Raw genomic sequence first — 5646 nt, 5'->3', positions numbered from 1 at the left:
CGCCACCCCTGGCCGCCGCCACGCACGTCCGGCTGCGCTTCGACGTCGGGCCGTACCTGTCCGCCGGAGCCGGCACGGTGTTCTTCCCCGAGGTGACGGTCGCCTTCGCGGTGTCGCCCGGCGAGCACCACCACGTACCGCTGCTGCTCAGCCCGTTCGGATACTCCGTATACCGAGGGAGTTAGCCCGTGATCCTGGGTCAGAACCAGTACGGCAAGGCCGAGAACCGCATCGTACGGATCACCCGCGAGGGAAGCACCCATCACATCAAGGACCTCAACGTCTCCGTCGCGCTCGCCGGCGATATGACGGACGTCCACCTCTCCGGCTCCAATGCCAACGTCCTGACCACCGACACCACCAAGAACACCGTCTTCGCCTTCGCCAAGGAGCACGGCATCGCATCGGCCGAGGAGTTCGGCATCCTCCTCGCCCGTCACTTCGTCACCAGCCAACCCACGATCCACAGCGCCCGGATCCGTGTCGAGGAATACGCATGGGAACGGATCGAGACCCCCGGACCGAAGCGCCACTCCTTCGTCCGTGAGGGCCGGGAGACCCGCACCGCCCAGATCCGCTTCGACGGCAACGCCTGGGAGATCGTCTCCGGTCTCAAGGACCTGACCGTGCTGAACTCCACCGACTCCGAGTTCACCGGCTACGTCGAGGACCGCTACACCACCCTCCCCGAGACCCGCGACCGCGTCCTCGCCACCCAGGTGCACGCCCGCTGGCGCCACTCCACCCCCGACGCGGACTGGGACCGTTCGTACCGGCAGGCCCGCGAGCACCTCCTGGCGGCCTTCGCCGACACGTACTCGCTCTCGCTCCAGCAGACCCTCTACCGCATGGGCTCCCGGGTCATCGAGAATTGCCCCGGTGTCGAGGAGATCCGGCTGTCCCTCCCCAACCGGCACCACTTCCTCGTCGACCTCGAACCCTTCGGCCTGAAGAACGACAACGAGGTCTACTACGCGGCCGACCGCCCCTACGGCCTCATCGAGGCGACCATCCTGCGCGACGGCGCCGAGCCCCGCATACCGGTGGACATGACGAACCTCTAGGACCTCCAGGACCGTTAAGGACACACGACCATGGCGGAACACCCACCCCCCGCACCCTCACCGGCCCGTGTCGTCATCGAGAACTGCGCCGTCGCGACCGTCGACGCGGACGACACCGAGTACGCCTCCGGCCACATCGTCGTCGCCGGCAACCTCATCGAGACCGTCGGCCCCGGACCGGCCCCCGCCGGTCTGACCGGGGTCGTCCGCCGCGTCGACGGCACCGGCCACCTCGCCACCCCCGGCCTGGTCAACACCCACCACCACTTCTACCAGTGGCTCACCCGGGGCCTCGCCCAGAACTCCAACCTCTTCGACTGGCTCGTCGCCCTCTACCCCATCTGGGCGCGCATCGACGAGCCGATGGTCCACGCCGCTGCGCGCGGCTCGCTGGCCATGATGGTGCGCGGCGGCGTCACCACCGCCATGGACCACCACTACGTCTTCCCCCGGGGCGCGGGCGACCTGCTCGGCGCGGAGATCCGCGCCGCCCGCGAGATGGGCGTGCGGTTCAGCCCCACCCGGGGCTCCATGGACCGCGGCGCGTCGGCGGGCGGACTGCCGCCCGACTTCGCCGTCGAGACCACCGAGGCCGCGCTCCTCGCCACCGAGGAGGCCATCGACACCCACCACGACCCGTCGTTCGGCTCGATGCTCCGCGTCGGCGTCGCCCCCTGCTCACCGTTCTCCGTCTCCACCGAACTCCTCCGCGAGGCCGCGGAGCTCGCCCGCCGCAAGGGGGTGCGCCTCCACACCCACGGCTCGGAGACCGTCGAGGAGGAGCGGTTCTGCAAGGAGAGGTTCGGCATGGGGCCCACGGACTACCTCGCGTCCACGGGCTGGCTCGGCGAGGACGTGTGGATGGCCCACTGCATCCACATGAACGACGCCGACATCGCCGCCTTCGCCCGCACCGGCACGGGCGTGGCGCACTGCCCCTCCTCCAACGCCCGGATCGCCGCCGGCACCGCCCCCGTCCCCGCCCTGCTGGGGGCCGGCGTCCCCGTCGGCCTCGGCGTGGACGGCACGGCCTCCAACGAGACCGGCGAACTCCACACCGAGCTGCGCAACGCCCTCCTCGTCCACCGGCTCGCGGGCGGCGAAGGCGCCCTCGACGTCCGGCAGGCGCTGCGGCTGGGCACCTACGGCGGCGCCCAGGTGCTGGGCCGCGCGGCGGAGACCGGTTCGCTGGAGCCGGGCAAGCTCGCCGACCTCGTCCTGTGGAAGCTGGACGGCCTCGGCCACTCCACCATCGCCGACCCGGTCGCCGCCCTCGTCCTCGGGGCGCCCGCGCCCGTCACCCTCTCCCTCGTCGACGGCAGGCCGGTCGTCGAGGACGGCCACCTGGTCACCGCCGACGAGGACACCATCGCCCGCGAGGCCCGCCGCGAGGCCCGGCGCCTGGCCCGCATGGCGGCCGACGGCTGAGGCCGCCCGCGCGAGCCGCCCGCCGAGGGGGACGGCCCTCGGCGGGCCGGACCGGGGCACGGGGCACCGCCCCGCGCCCCGGTCCTTCTCCCTCCCCCCACCACACCGGAGGAACAGCCGTGACCGCAGAGCCCGGCGCCACCGAGCGGCCCGACCGGGAACCGGAGGACGACGACCCCGAGCGGGGCGGCGCGGGCGCGGGGACCCACCCCGTGGACCGGGTCCCCGGCCCCGGCCGGCTGCTGGCCGGCGGCTTCCAGCACGTGGCCGCCAGCTACGCCGGAGTGGTCGCCCCGCCGCTCGTCCTCGGCGCGGCCCTCCGCCTCCCGCCGAAGGAGATCACCTTCCTGGTGGGGGCGGCCCTCTTCACGGCGGGCATCGCGACGCTCCTCCAGACGATCGGCTTCTGGAAGGTCGGGGCGAGGATGCCGTTCGTCAACGGCGTCTCGTTCGCGGGCGTCGCCCCCATGCTCGCCATCGCCGACGCCCGCCCCGACCACGGGGACGCGCTGCCCGTCATCCACGGCGCCGTCATCGTGGCCGGAGTCCTCGGCTTCCTGCTGGCGCCCTCCTTCTGCCGGCTCGTCCGCTTCTTCCCGCCCGTCGTCAGCGGCACGGTCATCACCCTCATCGGGATCACCCTGCTGCCCGTCTCCTTCGGCTGGATCCAGGGCGGCCGGCCGGACCGGCCCGCCTCGCTGACCAATCTGGCCCTGGCCGGGGCGACGCTGGCGACCGTGCTCGTCCTGCGGCGGCTCCTCAGCGGTTTCCTGCGGCAGATCGCCATCCTGCTGGGGATCGTCGCGGGCACGCTGCTGGCCGTCCCCACCGGTGCCGTCGACACCACCGCCACCCGCCACGCCGCCCTCGTCGGCTTCCCCACCCCGTTCCACTTCGGCCACCCCGTCCTGGAGGTGCCGGCGATCGTCTCCATGTGCGTCGTGATGCTGGTCTGCATGACCGAGAGCACCGCCGACATGCTCGCGCTCGGCGAGATCGTCGGCCGCCGGGCCGACGAGAAGGTCATCGCCGCGGGCCTGCGCGCCGACACCCTGGGCAGCGCCATCAGCCCGTTCTTCAACGGCTTCGCCAACAGCGCCTTCGCCCAGAACATCGGTCTGGTCGCCATCACCCGCGTCCGCAGCCGCTTCACCGTGGCCACCTGCGGGCTGTTCTTCGTCCTGCTCGGCCTGAGCCCCGCCTTCGCCTCCCTCATCGCCCTCGTGCCCCAGCCGGTCCTCGGCGGCGCGGGCATCGTCCTCTTCGGCACGGTCGCCGCCAGCGGCATCGACGTGCTCCGCACGGCGGGCCTGGACCAGGGCGACAACCTGCTGATCGCGGCCGCCTCCCTCGGCGTCGGCCTGATCCCGGTCGTCTCCCGCACCTTCTACGACAACACCGCCATCCCCGAGACCCTGAAGATCATCCTGAACTCGGGGGTCAGCGCCGGCTGCCTCACGGCGGTGCTGCTCAACCTCGCCTTCAACCACCTGGGGCGCGGCCGACGGCCGCTGTGAGGCCTGCGCGCCTCAGCCACGTGGGCATGACCGTACGTCAGAATCGGCACAAAAGCTGACTGACCGGGTGGTTGCCCGGGGTCGAGAGGTGTGCCGTCGTGGAGGAGAAACCGCAGGGGGCGGACCGGGAGACGGCGGGGACAGGGCACCGCTTCGTCTTCCCCAGCGCGCTGACCGTTCTCGCGGCGGTCACGGTGGCCGTCTGGATCGTCGCCTTCTTCATCCCCTCCGGCACCTACGACCGCGGCCCCGACGGCAACCCCCTCCAGGGCACCTACCACCACGAACCCGCCCGGGGCGGCTTCGTCCACCGCCTCGGCCAGCTCTTCCTGGCACCCGTCAACGGCCTCTACGGCGTCCGCGACCTCAAGACCGGCGAGGTCGCGCCCGACGCCGTCGGCTCGCTCTACGGCAGCGCCGGGGTGTTCCTCTTCGTCCTCGCCATCGGCGCGTTCATCACCGTCGTCTTCGCCACCGGCGCCCTGGACCGCGGCATCGAACGCCTCGCCCACCGGCTGAGGTCGCGCGGGGCGCTGCTCATCGCCGGGGTGATGACGGTCTTCTCGTTGCTGGGCACGGTCGAGGGGTTCGCCGAGGAGACCCTGGGGTTCTACGGGCTGCTGGTGCCGCTGATGCTCGCGCTCGGCTATGACCGCATGGTCGCGACCGGCACGATCATCCTCGGCGCGGGCATCGGAGTCCTGGCCTCGACGGTCAACCCCTTCGCCACCGGGGTCGCTTCTTCGGCAGCGGGAATCTCACTCGGCGACGGCATCGCCTTGAGATTCGTGATGTGGCTGGTGCTCACAGCCGTCACCATCGCCTACGTCGTCCGCTACGCCCACCGGGTGCGGGCGGACCCGGCCCGCTCCCTGACCGGCTTCCGCGAGGGCGACCGCGAGCTCGCCGAGCAGGCGGTCCACCCACCGGAGCTGACGGGACTGCAAAAGGGCGTGCTGGTGCTGGTCGCCCTGGTCTTCGCCTTCATGATCTTCTCGGTGATCCCCTGGTCGAGCGCGCTCAGCGGCAAGGCCGACGCGACCCCCTACGGCTGGGAGCTGGGCTGGTCCTTCGCCCAGCTGGCCGCCCTCTTCATCGCCGCCGCGGTGCTCGTCGGGCTCGTCGCCCGGCTGGGCGAGCAGAAGCTGAGCGCCACGCTCGTCCAGGGCGTGGCGGACTTCGTCTCCCCGGCGCTGGTGATCGTGCTCGCCCGGGGCATCACCGTCATCATGACGAACGCGAAGATCATCGATACGGTGCTCCACGCCATCGAGGGCACGGTCCGGGGCACCCCGGAGGCGCTCTTCGGCGTCATGGTCTTCGTCGTCAACCTGCCGCTGGCGTTCCTGATCCCCTCCACCTCGGGGCACGCCACGCTCGCCATGCCGATCCTCGCGCCCCTGGCCGAGTTCGCCGGCGTCGCCCGCGCGGTCGTCGTGACGGCCTGGCAGGCGGCGAGCGGCTGGATGAACCTCTGGGTGCCGACCACCGCCGTGGTGGTGGGCGGGGTGTCGCTGGCGAAGGTCGGCTACGACAGGTACTTGCGGTTCGTGTGGCCGTTGCTGGTGATCCTGGCGGTGCTGATTTGTGCGTTCGTGGCGGCAGGGGCGGTGATTTCCTAGCCCCCGCCCCTGCCC

General features: G+C 71.8%; 5 protein-coding genes. All 5 read left to right on the top strand.

The genetic code is table 11. The features are described from left to right. Positions 1 to 185: hydroxyisourate hydrolase (locus tag K6I33_RS30815; protein ID WP_229357839.1), on the top strand; the 185-nt coding region annotated here is incomplete at its 5' end. A gap of 3 nt (positions 186 to 188) precedes the next feature. Continuing rightward, positions 189 to 1064, top strand: coding sequence for a factor-independent urate hydroxylase (pucL, locus tag K6I33_RS30810; protein ID WP_229357838.1), 876 nt, complete (start codon positions 189 to 191; stop codon positions 1062 to 1064). Positions 1065 to 1094: 30 nt separating this feature from the next. Beyond that, complete coding sequence (locus K6I33_RS30805; RefSeq protein ID WP_229357837.1) at positions 1095 to 2492, top strand: 8-oxoguanine deaminase; 1398 nt, start codon at positions 1095 to 1097, stop codon at positions 2490 to 2492. 119 nt (positions 2493 to 2611) lie between these two features. Beyond that, entirely contained in the window at positions 2612 to 4009 is a 1398-nt protein-coding gene (locus K6I33_RS30800) for a nucleobase:cation symporter-2 family protein (RefSeq protein WP_374286213.1), read from the top strand. Positions 4010 to 4107: 98 nt separating this feature from the next. After that, a complete protein-coding gene (locus K6I33_RS30795; RefSeq protein ID WP_229357836.1) occupies positions 4108 to 5631 on the top strand; it encodes a YfcC family protein in 1524 nt (507 codons plus the stop codon). Positions 5632 to 5646: the final 15 nt, after the last annotated feature.

Source organism: Streptomyces sp. UNOB3_S3, from assembly GCF_020740895.1.
Taxonomy (GTDB): domain Bacteria; phylum Actinomycetota; class Actinomycetes; order Streptomycetales; family Streptomycetaceae; genus Streptomyces.
Note: the sequence above shows the minus strand (reverse complement) of the source record. Positions and strands in the feature narration are given on the sequence as shown.

Coding starts and splice junctions, on each gene's coding strand:
- K6I33_RS30805 (WP_229357837.1), top strand. CDS start 1,095: ATGGCGGAACACCCACCCCCCGCACCCTCACCGGCCCGTGTCGTCATC.